This is a genomic window from Pseudomonas sp. S1(2024) (assembly GCF_046557535.1).
In genome coordinates, this window is the sequence record NZ_JBKGFP010000017.1 from 67,524 (window position 1) to 88,568 (window position 21,045).

Annotated in this window: 23 protein-coding genes and 6 tRNA genes; 21 read left to right on the forward strand and 8 right to left on the reverse strand. The window is 56.1% G+C overall.

Annotated elements, in window-relative coordinates; translation table 11 throughout:
* Positions 1-87 precede the first annotated feature (87 nt).
* Positions 88-939 carry a hypothetical protein gene (locus tag ACLCGK_RS06620; RefSeq protein WP_410951563.1) on the forward strand — a complete coding sequence of 284 codons (852 nt, stop codon included), beginning with the start codon at positions 88-90 and terminating at the stop codon, positions 937-939.
* Here ACLCGK_RS06620 and ACLCGK_RS06625 read toward each other — a convergent pair.
* Complete coding sequence (locus ACLCGK_RS06625; RefSeq protein WP_410951564.1) at positions 906-1,517, reverse strand: HAD family hydrolase; 612 nt, start codon at positions 1,515-1,517, stop codon at positions 906-908. The two genes, ACLCGK_RS06620 and ACLCGK_RS06625, sit on opposite strands and share 34 nt — an antisense overlap.
* 63 nt (positions 1,518-1,580) lie before the next feature.
* On the opposite strand from ACLCGK_RS06625, the gene ligA reads away from it, so the two are divergent.
* Both ligA and ACLCGK_RS06635 read left to right on the forward strand, forming a co-directional pair.
* Positions 1,581-3,608, forward strand: a complete 2,028-nt coding sequence (gene ligA, locus ACLCGK_RS06630; protein WP_410951565.1) for an NAD-dependent DNA ligase LigA — start codon at positions 1,581-1,583, stop codon at positions 3,606-3,608.
* Between the two features lie 72 nt (positions 3,609-3,680).
* Positions 3,681-4,583, forward strand: a complete 903-nt coding sequence (locus tag ACLCGK_RS06635) for a CYTH domain-containing protein (RefSeq protein ID WP_410951566.1) — start codon at positions 3,681-3,683, stop codon at positions 4,581-4,583.
* An 18-nt stretch (positions 4,584-4,601) separates the two neighbouring features.
* Here ACLCGK_RS06635 and ACLCGK_RS06640 read toward each other — a convergent pair whose 3' ends face one another.
* The 5 genes from ACLCGK_RS06640 to ACLCGK_RS06660 all read right to left on the reverse strand — a co-directional run bounded on the left by ACLCGK_RS06640 (position 4,602) and on the right by ACLCGK_RS06660 (position 7,505).
* Positions 4,602-5,465 (reverse strand): phosphoesterase dhha1, encoded by an 864-nt coding sequence (locus tag ACLCGK_RS06640; protein WP_410951769.1) that lies wholly within the window; start codon positions 5,463-5,465, stop codon positions 4,602-4,604.
* A gap of 53 nt (positions 5,466-5,518) precedes the next feature.
* Positions 5,519-6,028, reverse strand: a complete 510-nt coding sequence (locus ACLCGK_RS06645; protein WP_410951567.1) for a hypothetical protein — start codon at positions 6,026-6,028, stop codon at positions 5,519-5,521.
* A 9-nt stretch (positions 6,029-6,037) separates the two neighbouring features.
* The gene (locus ACLCGK_RS06650; RefSeq protein WP_410951568.1) at positions 6,038-6,250 is read right to left on the reverse strand and encodes a hypothetical protein; all 213 of its coding nucleotides are present in this window, start codon (positions 6,248-6,250) and stop codon (positions 6,038-6,040) included.
* A 53-nt stretch (positions 6,251-6,303) separates the two neighbouring features.
* The gene (locus ACLCGK_RS06655; protein WP_056797765.1) at positions 6,304-6,705 is read right to left on the reverse strand and encodes an Hsp20 family protein; all 402 of its coding nucleotides are present in this window, start codon (positions 6,703-6,705) and stop codon (positions 6,304-6,306) included.
* A gap of 182 nt (positions 6,706-6,887) precedes the next feature.
* Positions 6,888-7,505: a TerD family protein gene (locus ACLCGK_RS06660; RefSeq protein WP_201785241.1), complete on the reverse strand. Its 618-nt coding sequence runs from the start codon at positions 7,503-7,505 to the stop codon at positions 6,888-6,890.
* A 155-nt stretch (positions 7,506-7,660) separates the two neighbouring features.
* Here ACLCGK_RS06660 and ACLCGK_RS06665 point away from each other — a divergent pair, with 155 nt between their 5' ends.
* The 6 genes from ACLCGK_RS06665 (at position 7,661) to ACLCGK_RS06690 (ending at position 13,309) form a co-directional block, all read left to right on the forward strand.
* Complete coding sequence (locus tag ACLCGK_RS06665; protein ID WP_410951569.1) at positions 7,661-8,206, forward strand: hypothetical protein; 546 nt, start codon at positions 7,661-7,663, stop codon at positions 8,204-8,206.
* 67 nt (positions 8,207-8,273) lie between these two features.
* Positions 8,274-10,199, forward strand: a complete 1,926-nt coding sequence (locus ACLCGK_RS06670) for a hypothetical protein (protein ID WP_410951570.1) — start codon at positions 8,274-8,276, stop codon at positions 10,197-10,199.
* A 43-nt stretch (positions 10,200-10,242) separates the two neighbouring features.
* Entirely contained in the window at positions 10,243-10,665 is a 423-nt protein-coding gene (locus ACLCGK_RS06675; RefSeq protein ID WP_410951571.1) for a hypothetical protein, read from the forward strand.
* Between the two features lie 307 nt (positions 10,666-10,972).
* Complete coding sequence (locus ACLCGK_RS06680) at positions 10,973-11,632, forward strand: 3'-5' exonuclease (protein ID WP_410951572.1); 660 nt, start codon at positions 10,973-10,975, stop codon at positions 11,630-11,632.
* Between the two features lie 12 nt (positions 11,633-11,644).
* Entirely contained in the window at positions 11,645-12,145 is a 501-nt protein-coding gene (locus ACLCGK_RS06685) for a hypothetical protein (RefSeq protein ID WP_410951573.1), read from the forward strand.
* Positions 12,146-12,202: 57 nt separating this feature from the next.
* Positions 12,203-13,309 (forward strand): hypothetical protein, encoded by a 1,107-nt coding sequence (locus tag ACLCGK_RS06690; RefSeq protein WP_410951574.1) that lies wholly within the window; start codon positions 12,203-12,205, stop codon positions 13,307-13,309.
* A gap of 20 nt (positions 13,310-13,329) precedes the next feature.
* On the opposite strand, the gene ACLCGK_RS06695 is transcribed toward ACLCGK_RS06690, so the two are convergent.
* Positions 13,330-13,515: a hypothetical protein gene (locus tag ACLCGK_RS06695; protein ID WP_315695166.1), complete on the reverse strand. Its 186-nt coding sequence runs from the start codon at positions 13,513-13,515 to the stop codon at positions 13,330-13,332.
* Positions 13,508-14,335 (reverse strand): hypothetical protein, encoded by an 828-nt coding sequence (locus ACLCGK_RS06700; RefSeq protein ID WP_410951575.1) that lies wholly within the window; start codon positions 14,333-14,335, stop codon positions 13,508-13,510. Before ACLCGK_RS06700 ends, ACLCGK_RS06695 begins: the two co-directional genes overlap by 8 nt.
* Before the next feature lie 218 nt (positions 14,336-14,553).
* Between ACLCGK_RS06700 and ACLCGK_RS06705 the strand changes: the two genes are divergently transcribed.
* From ACLCGK_RS06705 to ACLCGK_RS06760, 12 genes are all read left to right on the forward strand, one after another.
* Complete coding sequence (locus ACLCGK_RS06705; RefSeq protein WP_410951576.1) at positions 14,554-14,991, forward strand: hypothetical protein; 438 nt, start codon at positions 14,554-14,556, stop codon at positions 14,989-14,991.
* 230 nt (positions 14,992-15,221) lie between these two features.
* Positions 15,222-15,300, forward strand: a tRNA-Arg gene (locus ACLCGK_RS06710).
* A 7-nt stretch (positions 15,301-15,307) separates the two neighbouring features.
* Positions 15,308-15,383, forward strand: a tRNA-Asp gene (locus ACLCGK_RS06715).
* Positions 15,384-15,546: 163 nt separating this feature from the next.
* Positions 15,547-15,621: transfer RNA gene (locus ACLCGK_RS06720), tRNA-Glu, on the forward strand.
* 7 nt (positions 15,622-15,628) lie between these two features.
* Positions 15,629-15,704 (forward strand) — tRNA-Asp (locus tag ACLCGK_RS06725).
* A gap of 44 nt (positions 15,705-15,748) precedes the next feature.
* Positions 15,749-15,825: transfer RNA gene (locus ACLCGK_RS06730), tRNA-Glu, on the forward strand.
* Positions 15,826-15,839: 14 nt separating this feature from the next.
* Positions 15,840-15,918: transfer RNA gene (locus ACLCGK_RS06735), tRNA-Arg, on the forward strand.
* Between the two features lie 92 nt (positions 15,919-16,010).
* Entirely contained in the window at positions 16,011-17,108 is a 1,098-nt protein-coding gene (locus ACLCGK_RS06740; protein WP_410951577.1) for a hypothetical protein, read from the forward strand.
* 2 nt (positions 17,109-17,110) lie between these two features.
* Positions 17,111-18,949 carry a hypothetical protein gene (locus ACLCGK_RS06745; protein ID WP_410951578.1) on the forward strand — a complete coding sequence of 613 codons (1,839 nt, stop codon included), beginning with the start codon at positions 17,111-17,113 and terminating at the stop codon, positions 18,947-18,949.
* Entirely contained in the window at positions 18,933-19,505 is a 573-nt protein-coding gene (locus tag ACLCGK_RS06750) for a nucleoside 2-deoxyribosyltransferase (protein ID WP_410951770.1), read from the forward strand. Before ACLCGK_RS06745 ends, ACLCGK_RS06750 begins: the two co-directional genes overlap by 17 nt.
* 35 nt (positions 19,506-19,540) lie before the next feature.
* A complete protein-coding gene (locus ACLCGK_RS06755) occupies positions 19,541-20,203 on the forward strand; it encodes a GNAT family N-acetyltransferase (RefSeq protein WP_410951579.1) in 663 nt (220 codons plus the stop codon).
* A 69-nt stretch (positions 20,204-20,272) separates the two neighbouring features.
* Complete coding sequence (locus ACLCGK_RS06760; protein WP_410951580.1) at positions 20,273-21,043, forward strand: hypothetical protein; 771 nt, start codon at positions 20,273-20,275, stop codon at positions 21,041-21,043.
* Positions 21,044-21,045: the final 2 nt, after the last annotated feature.

Below are 21,045 nucleotides of genomic sequence, written 5' to 3' on the forward strand. Positions count from 1 at the left end.
CCAATGTGTCAATTTACAGCTAAAGCGATATGCGGCTTTGAATTTTTCCGTTCCATGCCTGTACCATAAAGAAAAAAGGCTTTTCTGATGCCCTCAATCCTCCCCATCCTCCTCGATACCGTGCTGGCGGCCTCCCAAACGGACGCGGCTACCCGACGTGTTGCCCTTGCGGACTTGGACACCCTGGTTGGCCCCCACGTACCGGACGTGGCGCTACTGCTGTTGCTGGTGCAGGATTCCATGCGCCATGTGAACATGGACATGCATGACCCCAAGGGAGATCAGAAACCCCAGTTTCGAACATCGGATCTGATCGATGAGCTGCTGTTTCGCTTTTGCGGCTCATGGGCCAGCGAGGCCGTTAAACACAGTCTGGCCACGGTTGTAGAGCTCAGGAAAAAGTTGGATGATCGGCTGTCAGCGCTTGTGCCATTGGCCGATCAAATCAAGCCAGGCAGGGCTTCAGCGCTGCCGACGCTAAATCAGGCTGAGCGACTCTACTCCGCCATCAACGGGTTCTGGGCTTTTGAGTCTGGACTGAAATCCTCCACCTACAAAACCCGAGGGCTATTTTTCCCCTTCAAAGAAACGCTGAGTCATCTGGCCAAACCAGGTACGGTGCTGGGAAATATGTCCATCAAGGCGGAAGAGGCCCGAACACAAGTCGCCAGCCTGCCCAGCAGCATGCTGATCGAGCGGCTGATCGACAACATTACCAAAAGTGATTTGCTCAGGGATCTCGACAGGCCGGTATATGGTACCAACTCGCTGTATTTCTACCTCCCTGCGATCGCCGACAGGGTCATCAACCCATCAGGCCCTGCCATGAGCCTTGAGTATTGCCAGATGTGCGAGCAAAAGATCCAGAAGACCCTGCGTAGCCTGGCAGTCGTTGAGGCGACGCTTCAGGCGCCTGGAGACGGCTCGCCTGCGCCTTGAGCGCGTCTGTCGGCGTACATATCAGGCATCATCTTGAACCAGCGCTTCTCGACGGTACGAACGTCGGGCACCCCCGCCAGGTTTTCCAGGAGGTTGCCCACCTTTTCAAATTCACGATCGTCCGGATCCCCCAAAAAGGGCTGAATTTGTACCAAATTGCCGTAGTTGAATTTGTGGGCGAGGGGCCGATCATCCAGGGCAAGGATCTGGCTGCGGCTATACGGCAGGCGCCGGGAGACCTTGTACAATTCCTTGTAGGTGGGAATTCCGTAGCCATTTTCCACATGGGGCCTGGCATGCTTGCCGGTGTAAATGGCCTTGAGCTCGTGCTCTTTGGGCCACATGACTTTCAACACGGCGTTGACATACTCCTCCCCGGAGACGCTCCACAGCATGAAATCATAGTGGGGTGCCAGCCTGTCGAGAAAGGCGATCAACCCCGGTCGAACCGCCATGAAATCACCGTCCACAATCAGTTGATAGTGCTCAAACGGCTTCATGCTGGCGTGGATCAGGGTTTCATCCAGGTCAAGGCATAACAGCTTTTTGGGGCTTCGCGGGGTATTTTTGGCGGCCACGGGAATTGCCTCTTTCAATGTATCTATTTTGCGTTATATTGACACTATACCAAGGAGATCACTATGCCTATCAACCCCCGTGCCGCCGAACTTCGTCAATTGCTGAACGAGCATAACCATCGTTATCACGTGCTGGATGCCCCGACCATCACGGATCGTGAATACGATGCTCTGTTTCAGGAGCTCAAAGCGATCGAGGCTGCCGACCCCTCGCAACTGACACCCGACTCCCCGACGCAAAAGGTAGGTGGCTATGTCGCCGTTGGCGGCCTGAAACCGATCACCCATGCCGTGCGCATGCTGAGCTTGGACAACGCCTTCGAGGACGCCGATTTTCATAAGTTCGAAAAGGTCATTGAAGTTGAACTTGGCGAAACCGACCTGGAGTATGCAGAGGAGCCCAAGTATGATGGCCTGGCCGCCTCGCTGATTTACATCGATGGCATCCTGAACCTGGGGGCTACCCGTGGTGACGGTGAGACTGGGGAAGATGTCACTCATACCATACGTACGGTACGCAACATCCCGCTGAAGCTGCGTGGCAATTACCCGGCCTTCCTGGAGGTGCGTGGCGAAGTGTTCATGCCTCGTGATGGTTTTGAGGCCTTGAACAAGCGCCAAATCGAGCAGGGCCTGAAAACTTACTCGAACCCGCGCAATGCAGCAGCGGGATCGCTGCGCCAGCTGGACAGCGCCGTGGCCGCCAGCCGACCCCTGGAGTTCTGCGCTTACAGCCTGGTGAAGGCCGATGGCATTCGTCCAAAGACGCACATCGAGGCGATGGAGCTGCTGAAAAGCTGGGGTATCCCGGTGACTCCAGGCCTTGCGGTGATCAAAGGGTTCGAGGGGGTCAAAAAGGCTTGGGAAAACCTGCTGGAGCGCCGCCCTACGCTGAACTACGACATCGATGGCATCGTCTTCAAGCTCAACAAAATCGAGCTTCAGGAAGAGATGGGTTTTGTCGGGCGGGTGCCGCGCTTTGCCATTGCCTGGAAGTTCCCTGCCGAGGAAGTCTCTACCGAGTTGCTGAAGGTCGATACCCAGATTGGCCGCACCGGCCTTGCCACGCCCGTGGCACGGGTCAGACCGGTGCAGGTGGGCGGCGTCGTCGTGTCCAATGTGACCTTGCACAACTGGGACGAAGTGGCGCGGCTGGATCTGCATGAGGGTGATACGGTCATTATTCGGCGTGCCGGTGATGTGATCCCGCAGATGATGATGTCGGTCGCCGAGAAGCGCCTGCCCGATGCCAAGCCCATCCAGGCGCCCTCCCACTGCCCGCGCTGCAATAGCGAAATCCTCAATGACACCGACCTGATCAAAAAGAAGGGTAAGTGGATTGAAGTGAAGCAGGCCTACCGTCGTTGCCAGGGCGGTATCGTGTGTGATGCCCAGCGCGACGAAATGATCATCAATGCGGTGTCCCGAGAAGTCCTGGATATCGATGGCCTGGGGAAAACCACGGTCAAGACCCTGTGCGACATGGGTATCCTGAAAGACCTGTCGGACGTGTTTGCCCTGACCTATGACCAGCTGATCACCGTCGAGGGCATGGCTGACGCCAGTGTGAACAAGCTGCTGGCTGCCATCGAAACTGCCAAGAAAACCGAGCTGCACCGCTTCTTGCGCTCGCTGGGCATCCGTAACGCAGGTGAAGGGACGGCCAAGGATCTTGCAAAGCAGTTCCTGAGCTTCGACGCGATCCTCGGCAAGACCTACAACGACTTCTTGGCACTCCCGGATTTCGGCCCGAAAACCTCACTGTCGTTGACCAAGGCGTTTGAGCCAGGCTCGCCGATTCGGGTTATGGCAGAGCGCATGCTGAGCCTGGGTGTGGACATTGCCCCGGTGGCGCAACAAGACACATCGCTGGCAGGCCATGTTTACGTGCTGACCGGAACGCTCAGCCAGATGTCTCGTGGCGAAGCCAAGGCGAAACTGGAAGCCAAAGGCGCGAAGACCTCCGGGAGTGTGGGCAAGAAAACCACCGCGCTGATTGCGGGGGCTGATGGCGGCGGCAAGCTGGCCGAAGCTGCCGCACTCAAGATTCCGGTGTTGAATGAAGACGACTTGATACGCCTGATTGGCTGATCGGCGTTTTTTTGCAATCAAAGCCCGGTGCCTGCGCCGGGTTTTTCTGTGTTTAGTCCAGGAGAGCAAACCATGGGGTTTTTGAACAGAGCCGGCAACGATCCGGATAATGACGCGATACTCGCGCAAGAGTTGGCCCTTGCCGGCATTGAGGTCATCAGCCACGAGCTGTTTCGCAAAGAAAACAGCGAGGTCGTCACCTCGGTTCGCGGCCATCTGCATGGCTGGGAATTTGTGCGCAGCTGGCGGTACTGGGAAGCCAAAGGGCCGGGCCTGGACGTTGAAACCGCCGAAGCCTTGCATGCCTCGCACGGTCACAGCGTGCGGGTTGATGGTCATGGGGGCTGCCCGTCGCCACGCGAGCACTTCAAGGGCCTGGCCTGTGGTTATTACCACATCGATGACCAGGAAGGACTCAATGCCCTGGCCAGCACCATTCAACAACTGGTGGCTGCCAACAGCCCTGACCCAGGTGCCGCGTTCGCCGAAAGCAACAGCGTGGGAAAGGAAATCGAGCGCAAGTTTCTGGTCAAGGCAGGCTGGCGCGAGCAGATCGAGCACAGCGCCGTAATTCGCCAGGGTTATCTGAACTCCAACCCGGAACGCACGGTTCGAGTGCGGGTGCAGGACGGGCGTGGCGTGCTGACCATCAAGGGCCCCAGTGATGAATCCGGGGAAGAATGCCCGGAAATGAACAAGCAGCTGACGCTGGAGGAGGCGAACTTCATGTTTGCCCTGTGTGAGCCGGGCGGTATCGACAAGACCCGCCACTTTATCAGGCATGCCGGCCATCTGTTTGAGGTCGATGAATTCCAGGGCGAGAACGAAGGGTTGGTCGTGGCCGAAATCAGCTTCAAGACCAAGGGTGAAGACTTTACCCGTCCCGAGTGGTTGGGTGAGGAGGTGACCGGGCAAGCAGAGTATTACAACTCGTCCCTGGCAAAGCGCCCGTACAAGCACTGGGGCGCTGCGTAACCGCCCGTTGGTGATCAATCAGGGTTCTGGCTGCTCCAGGGCCCTGTCACTGGCAGCAATGAGGCGCTGGAACGCCGCCATGGGCAGTGAATGGCCCGCCGCCTTCTTGTGTCCGTTACCGCCCAGGGCCTGCGCAATCAGCTGAGGAACAATACCATCGGTAGCCCGAAAAGACAGCCTCACCGTCTTATCGGCGCGCTCAGACCAGATCATGGCATAGGTGTCGTATTTGCGCGCCAGTTGCTCACCGATCACGCTGGCCAACGGGTATGGCCCGTTCACCATCCAGCCATGATGACCTTTGATCACACAGGGGCGTGCCTGATCGACGATTGAGGCCACCAGGTTCATCTTGTATTGGTAAAGCGGAGTGCCGATCTCCAGGGCTTTGGTGTAAGCGGCATCATCCATTTGCAGCTTCTGTGCGAATACCTGGATGTCCAGCGGGAACTGCTCCAGCCAGGCGATGAAGCCATTGGTTTCTGGATGCCTGAATTTCCACAGGTCGTAATCCTTGGCGTAGGTAACCATTCGCGGTGGCTCACGCTCCGGGAAGAAATAACCCCAGGTCAGGCTCGCACCACTCTCCTCGTTGTCGAAAATCAGCTCGTGGATTGGCACATGGGCAATGGCCTTCACCGCATCTTCGTGGTGATCAATGATCGTTACCCGGTTCCCGCTGGCGAGCAAATCCCGCAACGGCTGTTCTTTGAGGGTGAAGTCGAGCAGGTACACGTCCGAGTCGACCAGTTCATCGAACGGGAGCTTTTCATAGACGCCCGGCAGATAGGTCGCCTGGTCGCCGAACTTTTGGTAGGCGATGGCGGCAGAGGTCATGCCATCGAGGCAGTGTGCATGGTAAATCACATAAGTTTTGCGCATTTCAGGCAATCCAATCTCGTTTGCTACAGCGTGCCGGGGTCGATGATGCTCGGTCAAGCAGGGTCACTGGCGCGGCAGTAGTCGTACCAGTCAACCATGATTTCCTGCGCCACCGGTTGCGAGCAGCCTCGGGCCAGCGCAAAACCGTAGGCGATCTCATTCCAGCGAAGACTGTCATTAGCACCCAGGTGCTGGCCGCGCTCATAGATTTCGGCGCGGAAAGCCTGCAAGACCTGTTCTTTGGTGGGCGTCTGGTAGGATTCGCCCAAGGCATGCAGCAGCCATGTGACCTCTGGATTAGTGTTGTCCTGGCGCCGCAGAAAATCGAGCATCAGCATCCCCAGGTGATTTCGACATTGCTCGCGCTGAGACAATACCTGCAGCTGCAAGCGGCGGCTTTCTGCTGCTCGGCAGGTGTAGGCGAACAGCACGGCCTCATCAGTCACCTCTGCTCCCGATCGTTTGGCAGCCAGGAGCTGCTGGAGTTTCTCGTCCAGTTCAAGCAGATGGCGTTTTTCTTGGTCTGGAACAGCCACATCTAAAGTGCGGTCAAGGGTTGTCATGATGGGGCATTACCTGTTGAACAGTGGGGGGAGTTTGGAGACGTCCAGGACATAACCCCGGTGGGCATCCAGGTAGGCTTTGAGCATTTTGCGCTCATGTTTTTCCGGGTGCTTCTCTCGCAGCGCCTTGTACCGTGCGGAGTGGTAAGGGGCACATTCAGATTGGTCTTTGCGATCGAGGCGCCCGGCTTCTGCGGCTTCTTTCAGAATGGTGTCCAGCATGCGTACCTCAGCATGAAAAAAGGGGGCCCAAGGGCCCCCTCTTCGTAGGAGTATCAGGTAATTGGGATGGTGCGTTTTTTCAGCGCCTCAGGGATGACCTGCTCCAGCTTGATCTTGAGCAGACCATCGACAAACGTTGCTTCACCGACCTGGAAATGTTCGGCCAAGGCGAATTTTCGGGTGAACGAGCGTCGTGCAATCGACTTGACGACGTACTGGTCTTCACCAGCAGGTTCCGGGAACTTGACGCTGACGGTGAGCTGCTGAAGCTCCGACGAAATGTCAATTTGGTCAAGCCGGGTGCCGGCCAGTGCAAAATGAAGTTCGTAACTGTTCTCGCCGGTTTTGAGCAAATCGGTCGGTGGGTATGACCAGTCTTTGCCGGGCGTCTGCTGGCGCGAGGCCAGGGATTCAAAGGCGGAAGTCAGGTTGAAAAGCAGATGGGCTTGGTTCATGTTGTCCTCCAAGAGCGACAATAAATGGAAAATCACGCCCCGCAGGCACGTGAGTAGTATCGTCTCGATCACTACGAGTTAAATATATATTGGTGATTCGTGTGGTGCAATATGCAGGCCATAAAAAATCCCGGCAGGGCCGGGATTTCATTGCTGCTGACTTGATGACTTGCTGCCGGCTGTCAGCCGCCAGTGACGTCCAGGCCGTATCGGCTGGCGATGCCATTCAGACCTTGGGAATAGCCCTGGCCAATCGCACCGACACGCCATTCATTGACGTTACCGTCGCTGTAGCGGTAGATCTCCAGCATTTCCAGGGCCGTTTCTTTGTCGTAGGTGTGGGTCAGGTTGTAGCGGGCCACCGTTTCGCCGGTTTCCTCGTTCTTGATCTGGGCAAAGGCGTCTCGCACCTGACCAAAGCTCTGCCCACGCTCGGTGGCCTTGTAGATGGTCACCGCAACGACGATGCGCTTCACCGACTCGGGCAGGGTTTCCAGGTTGATGCTGATCTGTTCGCACTCTTCATCGTTCTGGGCGCCCGAGAGGTTGTCGCCGGAGTGGCGCACACTGCCGCACGGACTGACCTGGAAGGCCGCGTTGTAGAAGATGAAGTGGTGATCTTGGCCTACGCGGTTCTGTGCGTTCAGCATCAACGCACTGGCGTCGAGGTCGAACGCGACGCCCGGCACACCGCTCTCGCGCCAGCCGAGACCGACAATGATTTTCTTCAGGCCCGGAGCCGCCTTGTCCAGGCTGATTCGCTGGCCTTTGTCCAGGTTGATGGTGTTGATGGAAGTCACATGCGCCTCCTACAGGCAATAATGGGTGGGGAAAATACTAAGGAGGAATTTGGTAGCTGTCAATTAACTCGTTAACCGAGTTCTTTCGCTTGACCCAGAAAAAGGTTTGTGGGTTCATATGCGCACAATATAACGAAAAATAGTGGGCACCCCTCATGTTCCTGAAAGTCGCTCAACACCCCATTCATTACGTGATTGGTTCCATCACCCACGCACCCCTGGTGATGCAGGCATGGGCCCAGGAAGATCCTGGCTACAAGCTGCGCTGGATCGGCCTCTACGCCGCGACGTTGTTCATCATGTCGGCGATGGTCATGGGGCTGCAGGCGGGCATCTTCATGGCCGTTTCGTGCCTTCTGATGATTGGCTTCATGTCGGCTCCCACCATCCTGGCCATGCCCAAAGGCCTGCCGTTTACCCAGCGATTCTCCGAGGCGTACCTGAATGGCGTTCTGGCCTGGCATGCCTTTTTCATCTCAATCTACCTGGTGCAGACCGCCATGATTTTCCTGACCAGCCTGTCTGGGAGCTGGAGCCCCAGCACCAGCATGTTGGTGGTTTCAGCCATCGCCTCGGTATTCTGTGCATTCTCGTTGCAGATGGCATCGTCACTGACCCGTCGCATGCCGCAGTGGGCGGTGCCAGTCGGCGCGGCGTCGATGGGGGTAGCTGTTCACTTGATTTCAAAAATGTATTCCTGAGCAAGGGCAAAACCTTGCTTCGCCTGTTGGCAGCGCGCAATACTGGTAAAAAAGGCGCGAGACCAACATGGCCAGAGATTACCCTCCAAGCAACACCAAAGATGCCCTGCTGCTCCTGTTTGAGCTTGCCGAGCGTGAAAAGCGCGTTGATCTCATTGCGGTCGCCGCGCCTTTCATCGAGCTCGAAGATTTAGCCTATCGGCTCGACACTGTTATCCGAAACAGGGAGGATGACGGGCAGAAAAACCATGATGACGTATTTTCTGACGTCTGGCGTCAAGCCCTGACGCGTAGCCAATATTCGTCAAAAGAAGTCGAGAGGCTGCTGTCGGCCAAATTGTGCCCGCTGCCGGGATACCTCGATTTTATTGAAGAGGTGGCGCTCAAGGCCACGCCTGAGTCCAGACATCACTTCATTGCGAATCTCTGCTCCAAAGGTCACCACGTTCAGGCTCTGACCCTGTTGAAGTCGCTGGATTCGCTGGACGAGATCCGGCTGATGATGCATGAGGATCTGCGCCACTACACCCGTATCAACAAGGAAATGGCGTTCTTCCGCATCATGGGCAACTACCGCACATGGGATCGCTCGACCTTGCAGGTGCTGAACCTCCTGGGTTTGGACATGCCACCCAGTGCCGACCTTGCTGGCATTACCGGCCAGGACAATACCTGGGGGCTTTGGTCGCAAAGCCGATTCAACGCCCAAGTGGATTACGTCGGCGATATTCTGCTGGAGCGCAATATTGGCATACCCAAGGTTACCCTGGCTGGCGAGCTTCCCCTGGTCAAAGATGCGACGCTGGGCGAGGCCTTTGCGCTGGGCCAGACCTACGCGGCGTCACTGGGCGGCTGGCATCTGGAGCATTTCCCGAATCACTACCCTGCCGTGGCTGCGGCAGCCGATATCAAGGCGCTGGAGCTGCATGGCGCCATTGCATTGAGGGTCAGTTCTGATCAGCTCGTTGAAGACAGCAATGGCCGATTCATGACTCCGGTGCATGCGTTTGCCAGCGTGAGCGACAAGACCTCTGATGTGGAAGTCCGGCTGGCCATGTCGTTGCTGGCCAACGATCAGATTGCGATGCTGAGGGAGTCGATCGCACCCGATCCGACGATGGCGGTGATTCTCGTGCCCAGTCATTTCCCCCGTGAAAAGGCGGATGTGCCAGCGGAGTTGGCCCTGGCCGTGCAGTACCATCGCCCGGAAGTGCTGAAAATTCGTGGGCAGCTGTCACGCAGGATTTCCAGCTCCCTGGATACCAGGCTATACCTCAAAGGGGTGCCTGCGGCATTTTTCGACATCAATCGGGAGTTCTCCTCCAAGACGCGGGAAATGGCGAAATTGGACATCGGCGTGGAGCTGCATAGCACGCCAGGCTTGCTCAAATATTTCACTGGCCCACTGGAGCGTGAGCAGCTGAGCCAAGAGTTCATGAAAAACGAGAAGCGGCCCGAGGAGACCAAGCGCCTTAGTGTGAGCACCTACGATCATGCCCGAAGCGATGATGAAAACCTGGCCGTGGTGCTCGACCTGCTGAAAACCTACCGTGAAACGCTCGGGGACATTCAATTCAGAATCGTCGCGCCGCTGCATTTCCTTGAGTTCATGGCAAGCCAGAAACTGGGCTTTACCGAGGAGATCAGCTATCACATCGAAGGTCGACAGGGGTATGCCAACAGCCTGGGCGATCATCCTCGACTGAGGGCGAGCTTGGGCGAGCGTCACAGTGCGGACTTGAGCGCGCTGGGGGATACCCCAGAGGCCTGGGTGGCCAAAGCCGTTCGCTCGCAGGACGACAAAATCAAGGACATGGCAGCAGGCCTGTTGGATCGTCTGGACATCGTAGAGGTGGCCAGGCTGGCAACCACGGCGCCGCGCATGAAATTCCTGGCATCGAAATTCGACTTTGTGGGTGTTTCCGAACATTTGCCCAAGAATGTCCTGGAAATGTACATCAGCGGAAAACTCGAACAAGACTTAGGGCTCTAAAATGGACATGAACAGGGCAATTAGCTTTCAAGAACTGACCTACATGGACTTTGCCCCCGTGCTGGCGCAGGCGATTCATGACCTGCTGACAAAAGGCGGGGTGTTCAAGCAGGGTCACATGGTGGTGCGCAAAAATGTCAGCAACCAGGCCTTTACCGACCCGGTTACCCAGCGTGTCATGACGCTTCCAGAAAACGCCGTGTATGCCCACAGCACGGTCGACAGCCCGCTGACTGGCAAGGCCAATAGCTGGCGCATCTTGGGTAGACCTGAGCACCTGGGTAGTATTGCTGCGTACCTGGCGGATCATACGCCAAAAGCCGAGCGTTACGCGTTGATGATCGATGTCATGAATGCGATGAATGCGCCGACACCCGAACATACGGTCAAAGGCCTCACTGCTTCACTCAGCCCTGTGCAAAAGGCCTGGGCGACATCAACGCCAGGGGTTGGCAATATCTGGTAGCTCGCTGCTACCTGCGCGCTGAACTGTCCAACACCCTCTACTGTGGCTCAACGACAGGGGCATCGATGAAGTCCTGGTGCGAGGTTGGTGCCAGGGCTGCACGCGATCCTGCACATGAATGCAATCGCTTTCCGATATATTGGCCATCACTCTCCTTGGGCTGTGAACACCCCTAAGACAAGTGCAGTTGCCAAGACCCATCCTGCGCCCTGATCAAAATACCTGCTCCATGCGGTTCGCTGACTCAGGCGGGATCTGAATCCCTATTTTCGCGTGTTACACTGAGGCAAGAAAATGGAGATGGGCTATGCAAACAAGCACCGTGCTGGACAAAATTCTTGAAGAGGCTGGGCCTCTGACGTCATTGTGTTGCCTGGATATCGAGGCGACTTGCTGGGATAAGGGTGACCCTAATGACCCCGGTGCAGAGCACTATGAGGTGATCGAGATTGGCATGGTGGCCATTGACGTAGCAACACTGACCATCTCCCGCGAACTTTCCATCCTAGTCAAACCTGTCGAGCACCCCATGCTGTCGGATTTTTGCGTGGGCCTAACCTCCATTACCAATGACCTGCTTGAAGGCAAGGTGCAGGACGACCCGACCGTCTCTTATGACATTGTGCGCACTGACAATTTTGCCGAAGCCATGCAGGTGGCCAAGACGTGGCTTGAAGGGCTGGGTGACTTTGCCTGGTGCTCCTGGGGATTCTACGACCTGCACCAGATGACGGTGGAGGCCAAGCGCAAAGGGGCTGAAATGGTCTTTCCTGCAGAGCGTCACTTCAACGCCAAGATGATCTATTCGAAAACGCGCAGTGGGGTCAAGCGTCGAGGGCTGGGTGCGGCAGTGAAGCGCCAGAACCTTGCTTTCTCTGGCACCCGGCACCGGGGCGTGGATGATGCCAGGGATGTGGCAAGGGTCATCCTTTCTGACCAGGGTGTGGCGTTTGATCCCAAAGTGTAGGAGCACTGAAGCATGAGCCTAGACCTTGCCGAGCTGCTGACGCTGGATATCGAAGCCAGCAGCTACAACAACGATGAGTCCTATCCTGTTTCCATTGGTATTGCTGGCCCAGGCGGGCAGACCTGGTATCGCTTGGTCTGCCCGCTGGAACACTGGGATGATTGGGATCCGGTAGCCGAGATCCTGCATGGCATCGAGCGTGAGACAATCATCACCCATGGCCGTGATGCGTTTCTGGTCGCACGTGAACTTAATGCCATGCTTGCGGGCAAAACCCTCATCGTGGACAGTCCGTGGGACATCCAGTGGATGAAAAAGCTGTATGACGATGTTGACGTGAGCCAGGCCTTTTCCGTGTCGCTGTTTAGTGATCATCTGCCGGCGCAATCCGTTGCCAAGATCCATGAGCAAATCGAATTGCTGGACTGGCCCCATGTGGCTAATGAGGATGCGGTGCTGCTGCGAAAAATCCTCGCTGTGCATTGTATGGCCAGCACCGAAGGCGCAACCTGAGTTCAGGTTTGATCGGGTGTCTGCGATGGGCCTAGAATGGAGAAAAGGAGAAGTTCAGTGACCATCGCCGACCAGTTGCTTGACGTAACCAGTGAGTCTTATTCGTTACAAGCCAGAACGCCTGACGCACAGCGTTTCGCTAACGGCTGGAGGCAGCAGGCATTCTGGCAGGATTTGGCGCAACGCTTGAATCCACTCAGCCGTTTTCCCTCGCCGGTATCCGGTATCTATCGATCTTCATTTCAAATTGAGCGGGACATGCAAATTCGCGCTGCGATCGATGGCCTGGAGGTCATCGCGAGCCATGATCGCAAAGCCTACTTGACCTCAGTGCAAAGCGGTTTGTTCGGTCGATGTGAATGGCAGGATGACCCTTACGAGACCCTCGGCTTGGGCGTAAGCGTGCTGCTGAGCGACATTGGCCGGGGTGGCTGCCTGGAAACCCTGCACCTGGTTGTCCTGCTCGCGAACGAGCTGGGTGAGTCTGTGCGGGAGCAGCTTGTGGTGGGCCTTGGCGGGCCCTCGGCAGCAACGCTGGGAATGTCGAGCCTGCCCTTTGCGCTGAATGATCCCGCTCGCCTTGGCGAGTCGGGTGAGCCCCAGGTGATTGACGCCATGCTGTTCTATGGCGTGTTGCTCGCCATCCACCAGGAACAGGTTGGTCAGGCAGATGAGCGGATTCGTGCCTTGTTTGCCTCCTCCGCGCCCCTACTGGGGTCTACGTACGCCGCCTGGCAATTTTTGCCACTACTAAGCTGGGGATCTGAGTTCGCCCAGGAACATGGCCTGAACACAAGGCAAAGCGCTTTGCTGGTTCCATTGGGAGTGCCAGCGTTGCAAATCCGGAATCTGTTCTGGAACCCCGTGACGGGCGTTGTCAGCAAGGAAGCGGCCAATGAGGTGGCTGCCATTGAAGCCAGTTCGCCTGCCGAGCAGGTCATCATGACGATTGCCAACAAAGGCTGGACGCGAGGCGCAACCCACCGGGAGTTTTCGCAGGCCTACCTTGCTTCGCATGTCACTGAATTCCTGCGCACGGATCTTGAGCCTAGGCATTTTCAGAACCTGTACAAACTGGGGCTTCAAACCACGCTGATGCTCACCCATAAGGACATGGATGAAGCAACGCGGGAGAGTTTTTTGTCCATGGATCTTGGCTTGTAGGCGCTGGCAAGCCCAGTCGCTCAATGGGTCTGGCGGCCAGGTGGCTGAGCCACGGCATCCAGCACTTCATCGATCAGTAGACAGGCGCGATCAAGAGCCCCCATATCCTTCTCGGTGTGATCGAACGCCTGGGCGAATTCTGCCTGGTCTTGTGTCAAGCCATCGGGAGCATCTTCAGCGAAGATTGGGTGCGGTGCCTTAGCCATGTTCTAATCCAGGAGGGGTGATGTCAGCTTCAGGATAACGCGTTTTCCGAGCGTTTCTGTTCACCACTCCCTGAGCCTGCTGCAACTCATCGACCATGATCTGCTGGCGTCGTTTTACCCCAACGCCCATGGAAGACTTGACCCCTTGGCCATTAAACCAGGTGTCCAGGCGGAGCAAGCTGTTGCCCAGCTTGGTCATTTTGCGCATGTAGAGATGATCCAAGGCCTTGGCTGCAGCCTTGGGCGAGAAGCCAGAGCGAATAGCCCATGCGCCTGCCGAGCGCGCCCTGTAGTGAATGTTGAGCAGCGACTTGTTCAGGCCCTTCATTGATCGCATCATGCCATACCGATTTTCAGGTGTCGGGTTGTGCTTGAAGCGCTGGATGGTCGCGACCAGACGTCGAGTCTGCAGCTCGACCTGCTGAGAGGCTTCGGCAAGCTTGCGCATTTCGCTACGCATCCTGGCCGTTCTCCAGCGAGCAAGTTGAGCAGAGAGGAAGGTGCTGGTGTCATTTTGCAGTTCGGCCACTTTGCTCAAGCTGCGGTTCTGCACACGGCCAATTTCCATGCGCTGCTCCGCCGTGAGTTTGTGTGCGGTTCGCTTGGCCAGCGGTATCAGTCGCAGCTCACTGAGGATGCCGGCGTCGAAACGCCCGTGAAACTCGAAATGGATCTGTAACTGACCGCCGATGGTGCTTTGCAGCAGTTTACCTAAACGGGGTGCGTCCAACGCACTCTCGGAAACGCCAAAGAGCGCAGCCAAGGACGCTTGGTTAGCTGTCACGAACGAGTTCAAGGCCTGGTTGTAAGGGTGCAGCATGGCGTGAGCTCCATGAGGATGCATATACCTTTAAATTGAAGGTGGAGCAGGGTCTGGGTAAAGGAAAATCCACCTATACACCACGGCTGTGAAGGGCAAATGGTGCATCGAGAGGTGTGATTGAGCTACCCTAAAGGAATGAACAGTGCGAGAGAATGGTGATGGTCAGGCAGCGCGGCGGTAGCAGAACAGATGGCGTCTCAGCAGCGATTCCGAAAATGGATGCCCAAGAAGCGTCGGCGCTGCGGCTGAGTGTTCAAGAGCAGCTCGGGGCCTTCTTGGGCGCAGCCAGTCAGCGTGGCTTTGGGCACAGGGCTACCCTGATGATGCCACCTTTCAGTGTTTATGTGCGGGCAGCCATACGACCGCTGGATGGTGTGATGCAACCAACTGTGGATATTGCCACGGTGGAGAATGTGGTCGAACCCGGTCGCGGAGCGCTGCCCATCCTAATGAATGAAGTGGAAAAGCTGGCGCTTGCCGCTCGGCGGGCCGTGTACGTCGAATCAGTGCAAAATGAGGGTTTGTCCAGGCACCTGACGCGGCGCGGTTATCGTTGTCGAGAGGAGGGGTTTACCCGCTCGCACTACAAGACAGTCGAGATGCTGGAAATGGATCTGGAAGCCCAGAAAAAAAATAATTCAATTAATTTATAAATAGTGGTTGACACGCTTTAGTCGGGGTTTTAATCTGTAATCATCTACCAAACATCAGTAGGAAGAATGACATGAACACTTTTGCTCAGGAACGGTTTGCTGAACGTCGCAATGATCGCGATGATCGCACCTGCGCATTCGTTTAGTCATCTTCGAAAGGAGGGCTAAACGCCCTCCTGGCATAAGAACCCCGGAGGGAAGCCTCCGGGGTTTTTTATTGGAAAGATTTTGTACCCATAGCCCAACTGGATAGGGCCCTGACTTGCGAAGTCAGATGATGTGGTGGTTCGAATCCACCTGGGTGCACCAGTTGTCTGGTTCGTTAGTTCAGAGGCCTAGAATGGCGCCCTGTCACGGCGCAGACACGGGTTCGAAACCCGTACGAACCGCCATGTTAGTTGCTGTGTTAGTTGGTCTGTTATTGCAAAAGCGCCATTCGTCTAGTGGACTAGGATTTCTGGTTCTCAGCCAGAAGACCGGGGTTCGAATCCCCGATGGCGAACCATTCAATGATCTTGGTTAGTCCGAGATCAGGGGTCGAAGATACATGATTTTGCTCTATTCGTCTAGTTGGTAGGACAGCGGGTTTTCAGTCCGTCAAGAGGGGTTCGAGCCCCCTATAGAGCACCAGTTAGTTGGTTCGTTAGTTCAGTGGTTAGAATGGCGCCTTGTCACGGCGCAGACACGGGTTCGATATCCCGTACGAACCGCCACATTCGTTGCAAGTTAGTCAGTAGATTTGCTGTCTGAAGGTTTTGCGCATGTCGTCTAGTGGTCTAGGATGCCTGGTTTTCACCCAGGAAGACGCCGGTTCGAATCCGGTCATGCGCTCCAATTTAACAAAAAACCGAGGCGTAGCCAAACTGGATAACGCACCCCGCTTCGAACGGGAAGATTATAGGAGTTCGAATCTCCTCGCCTCGGCCACTTTCCTCTGGGCAACCCCATGCCCTGGCGCCACGCGCAGCTTTTGATCGGCGATTCTCCTGGGCTATGATGGTGCAAATAGGAGATCAATCATGCACCAAGCCCATGCATCCAAGGCGCTCGCAGAAGCGCTGATGGCCATAGACCCCTTTAACGTGACCCCGGAGGTCGGCAAACCCATTGAAGACCTTCTCGTGGACATGCTGCGTGCGGGGCTGGTGATGGAGGTGCGTGCAGCCGTCATCCAGGCGCAAAAATCCTGGGGCACCCTGCCTGAAAAAAGCAGGCCAGGTGACGAGATGCGCTTTATCCCACACATCAACCCCTTCTTGCGCTTCCTGCGCGAGGGCAATACCGATTTCCTAAGATCGGTGAAAAACCATTTCTTTGGGTTTACGGGCGCTGGCCTGACCATGGACGTCGCCGAGAAACGCTACAAGGTCGATACCTATTTCCGCTACCGCTACTCACTCCCCATCACTGCCGCGATCGCCCATTATGGGAAGGATTTCGCCGTTTTCGATTGCACCACCAAAACGCAACTCAGCCATTTCTGCAGGCTGTTTGCTGACAAAGACAAGCATCATGCTGACCTGTATGGGTTTACCCGAGATCTTGACTTTGATTACAAGAATTTCCATGTGTGGGGTTCGGCAACCGAACTCAACTACTACGAATTGTGCGACAACCTGGTGATCAGTGCGGGCATGGGCCCTGGCTTTGTCACATCGGACGCGACCCTGCTGACACAGGATCCAGACCCGAGGTTCATCAAGCGCCAGGATGTCCTCTGGAAAGCGCTCAACCACCGCGAGAACGGGGTGATGGTGCTGGGCGGCATCATCAATCAGAGTTCTAAGGCCTACTTCAACGGCAAGCCGATTTCCGCAGCTGGCGGGGCCAAGTTTTTCTGGGAGCTGATGCCGCGCATTGCCGATGTGCTATCTGAAAACCTCAAGATTAACCGCAATGAGGTAGTCAAGACGTTGTTGCTCAAAGGCCTTGAGATGCACTGGGGTGGGCAGGATTCAGGCTTCGAGACCTCAACCACCCAGTGGGTTGATCTCGATGCTATTCTTCCGCTCGTGAGACCCAAAGATCGCGAGTATGTAGTGTCTCGCCTCCAAGGCGCCGTCGAGAAATTGAATGAGCAGGTGGCCAGCCTGCTTGAAGATGACCTGGGAATCTAAGCATGGCCACTTACACGCACTACGAGAAGCTGCTTGATGAGGCAGCGAAAGCTCGCGACCTGAAACTGGTGGGGTATCTGCTGGATGGCTTGGCGCTCATGGATTCAGGGCACCTGATTCAGGCCAATCGTGTGTTCAGGGCAGTATTGGACAGTGCTGACCTCGCAGAGGTGGCAGACCTGTTCTTCGCCAAGCTGGGTGTCGACCAAAAGACTGCCATCTCCTACTTTGAAGGCCTGATAAACAATCCGGATTTGCCACGCTCCGACCTGCAGAACTACATCGAGCACCTGGGGGACGGTTTTGCGGCAGTTTTTGTTTCCGCCCTGTACAAGGGGGATGCGGAAATCGCCAAGACCTTGAAGCAACGGTATGCCAGTCAATTCCCGCTGCGCCTGGATGACTACAAAAGCATCAACGGCCATACGATATCCGCATGGGCCGAAAACATGTCGAACTGCAGAAATTCTGAGGAAGTCCGTCAGATCTTCGAACTGGTTGTTGAATCAGGGCTTGGTAGCCTGGTAGGGAAAAACACGGAAGATGACACCTCTTGCAAATGGATGGTGTCATCGAGTCGATGGGCTTCTGTGATTGAACTCACTCGGGCTGCCCAATCAAAATTGCCGTTGCCCATACTCGCCAATGGGGTGGTAAGAAACCCTGAGATGTTGATGGCGCTGGCCCAGGAGTTGTCCACTACCCACTACCCTGAGCTCTACAACAAGACCATTGCATGGATTTCCGATGCAGACCTTCAGTCGGCAACGGTGCCAGCCATCACGACCCGAACCATCCGGACATTCGGAACAGGCATCTTTGCGTCAGTCGACACCCATAACCTGTGTGATTTTGACCTGAATCGGGTGTCGGCTCTCAAATATGAAAAGCAGGGCAGTGAAAGGGTGGGGCTCGAAACCATTGTGGAGGTTAATGTTGGCTTGCAGGTGAACAATGGCAATCTACTGGAGGGTGAGCATTTTAGCTTGCTGGGTCGGTATTTTCTGTCCGATGAAACACTCGCCGGCCTAAATCACCCGAAAGGCTACACCCTGTGCATGGTGGATACCCAGTGGCTTGCCCAATTCGAAGCGGCAGCCATTCAGGAAGACCTGCTGAACGAAGCTCATGATTTTGTCTCGGGCTTTTTCCCCGTTAATATTTTCTATGAGCTGTCTGAGACCGCCAGTGATTATGCCGCTGCTACGCCCAACCCCACAGGGATAGTGGAGGTAGCGCCCTACGATGCCAGGAAGTTCTTCTTGCTGCTTGAGCAGGAGAGGACTCGTGCGGAAATCCTGAAGATCATTCCAGAGGAGCTGTGGCGCTATATGTTTGAACAATCGCAAGCACGCCTGAAGGCCCAGGGCTTGCTGCTGGCCAAAGAACATCTGGGGCTGGAACTGACGCAGTTTGCCTCGGTGGTGCGAATGTCGACCAGCACACTCAGAGAGCTTGCCGCAGGGGGCTACAACCTGTGGGTGAATCAGGAGAATGGCGAGCGGGCAAGCATTTTGCTTGAAAAACCCAATTCCGAACGAAAAAGCTCGCTCTTGGATGTCTATCAAAACGTGATCATGATGGGCGGGTGGCCAGATGATCTACCGGAAATCAACTCTATCCAGGAAGCGATCACCAAAGGGGTGCGCGTCCAGGATGCCACCTTGCAGATGGCTTACCTGCGCGCCATGGGTGCCGAGCAGGTAATCCCGCTGGTCAAAACCAAGGCCCAATGGGAGTTTTTCTTCAGGACATTTGAAAATTCGGAGATCACCCCTCATCTTGATCGGGTGCCTGAACACCTCCGGGCCGATATCCTTGCTGATGACTTGGGGCTTTAACGTGAAAAAACCATACCGAATTTACCTGGCGGGCTTCGATGTGTTTCGCCAGGACTCCATTGCGCATGGTGAGCAGCTCGTTGCGCAATGTGCAAAGGCTGGCGCTGTCGGCCTTTATCCGCTCGACAATGTTGTCCCTCCAGGCCTTTCCGGACACGCCATGGCCAAGTGGATCGCCGACGCCAATGTCCGCATGATCGACTCTTGCGACGCCGTGCTGGTCAACCTGAACCCCTTCCGGGGGCACGAGCCAGACAGTGGCAGCGTGTTCGAGTTTGGCTATGCCTGTGGCATCGGCAAGCCGGTGTGGGGCTATTTTGCCGATCACCGGGCGATGATCGACAAGGTGCCCGGTGCAAACGGTCATGACGCAGAAGGCATGGTGGTCGAGGATTTCAACCTCCCGGTGAACCTCATGCTGGCCACCCGCTGGGCAGGGTCGAGCCAAAGCTTTGAGCAAGGCCTGTCTGCGCTGATTCAGCACCTCGACGCGCAGCCAGTTTGCCGCGCTGGCAAGGATAATCGGTCGGTAGACGATGGCGCGTTGACACCTTAAGCGCTCCATCCGAATCATGAGGGTAAGAGGCCCTCATGATAAAACACACAAAAGAACCGTACCCTGGCGTGGACTCTGACCACCTCAATATCCATCACCTGGCGATCGAGCGCGACGGCCAGGTGATTGCGACCTTGCGGGCTATTGGTGCCAGTATTCGCGACTCCTGGGCTGATCCCACCGATGACCACCCGCATGCGATGTACAGCGGGCACTCGGAATTGACTGACCTATTTGAAGGGGTCTTCGGCTACAACCCTGAAGATTCCGATGCTGATATCCTGACCTATGGCCTTCGGGATGAGCTACTCGATGCGCTGGATGTGCTGCCTGGGGGTATCCGGGCCGCAGATAGCATGGATCCGTTGCCCAATATCCTTTATGTCGACAATATTCTGGTGCAGCCGGCGCATCGGGGGCAGGGACTGGCTACCCGCTTGCTACGTTCACTGAAAAACCTCAGTCGACATTATGACGCAGTGCTGTTGGAGGCCTCGCCATTCCTGACGGACTTTAATGGTAACAAGGCCGAGCAGCTGCGCCTGCGGGCGAAGCTGCGTGTGCTGTACGAGCGTAGCGGATTTACCCCCGTGGCAGGGGAGTTTCCCTATATGCTCGCGACGTTCTCGGCGCTAAACCCCAGGCCGCAGATGGCCAAGCGTTCGGCAGCACACCACGAGCACACGCTTGGCATTTAACCTTTACTCGTATATTGGGTTTAGGTTTGTTACCATGTGGGCCTCCCGAGGACATCAGCCAGGTTTGCCATGTTTTTGTCCCCCAAAATAGCCACGGCGGTGATTGACGCATTCGCCAATGGCGACAGCACACTGCCACTCTCGATCTTCACCCACCTGGTTGATCAGTGTGCCGAGGATGAGCGCGCCGTGGCCTGCATTTTCGACCTGCTTGGCTTTATACCGGAACGCCCTGAACAGCCGCTGCTGGACTTTTTCCAGGGGCTCGACGATCTGCTGGCGAACACCTACTGCGCCATCGGCGGTATTGACGAGGCGCTGCGCACTGAAGCGTCGGAGCATCAGGCAGCGAGGGTGCTTGAGGCGCTGGCATGCCCGAGGAGCCGGGAACTGGCTATTTGGCGCATCAATACCAAGTGGCGAGGTACCGAGCATTTTGCCCATCTGGACGCGGTGCTGGGTTGGCGACCCACACCCAGGGAATTCTCGCACTTCGCTGCCAACGCGGGCCGCTGGAAAGCGCGGCCCTCGGATTTTTCAGCGGCTCTCGCGGTGTACTTGCAGACCGAAGCAATGACAGCCTGCCCCTTTCCGCATGTCGACGAAGTGAGGTTGGAACCTCTGGTGGCCGCGCTCAATGATTTCGAGAAACGCGACCTGCTCACCACCGGAAAGCTTCGCATGATTCTGGAGGTCTATCGTCGCGGGGCGCGGATACAAGGCATGGACAATTTCACCTTCATGAACCTGCTGGTCGAAAAACATGGCCTCGATAAACGCGTGGCATTGCAGTTGGAAGAGCTTCACGAAGACTTTCTCATCTTTGATCTTGGCCTTTGAGC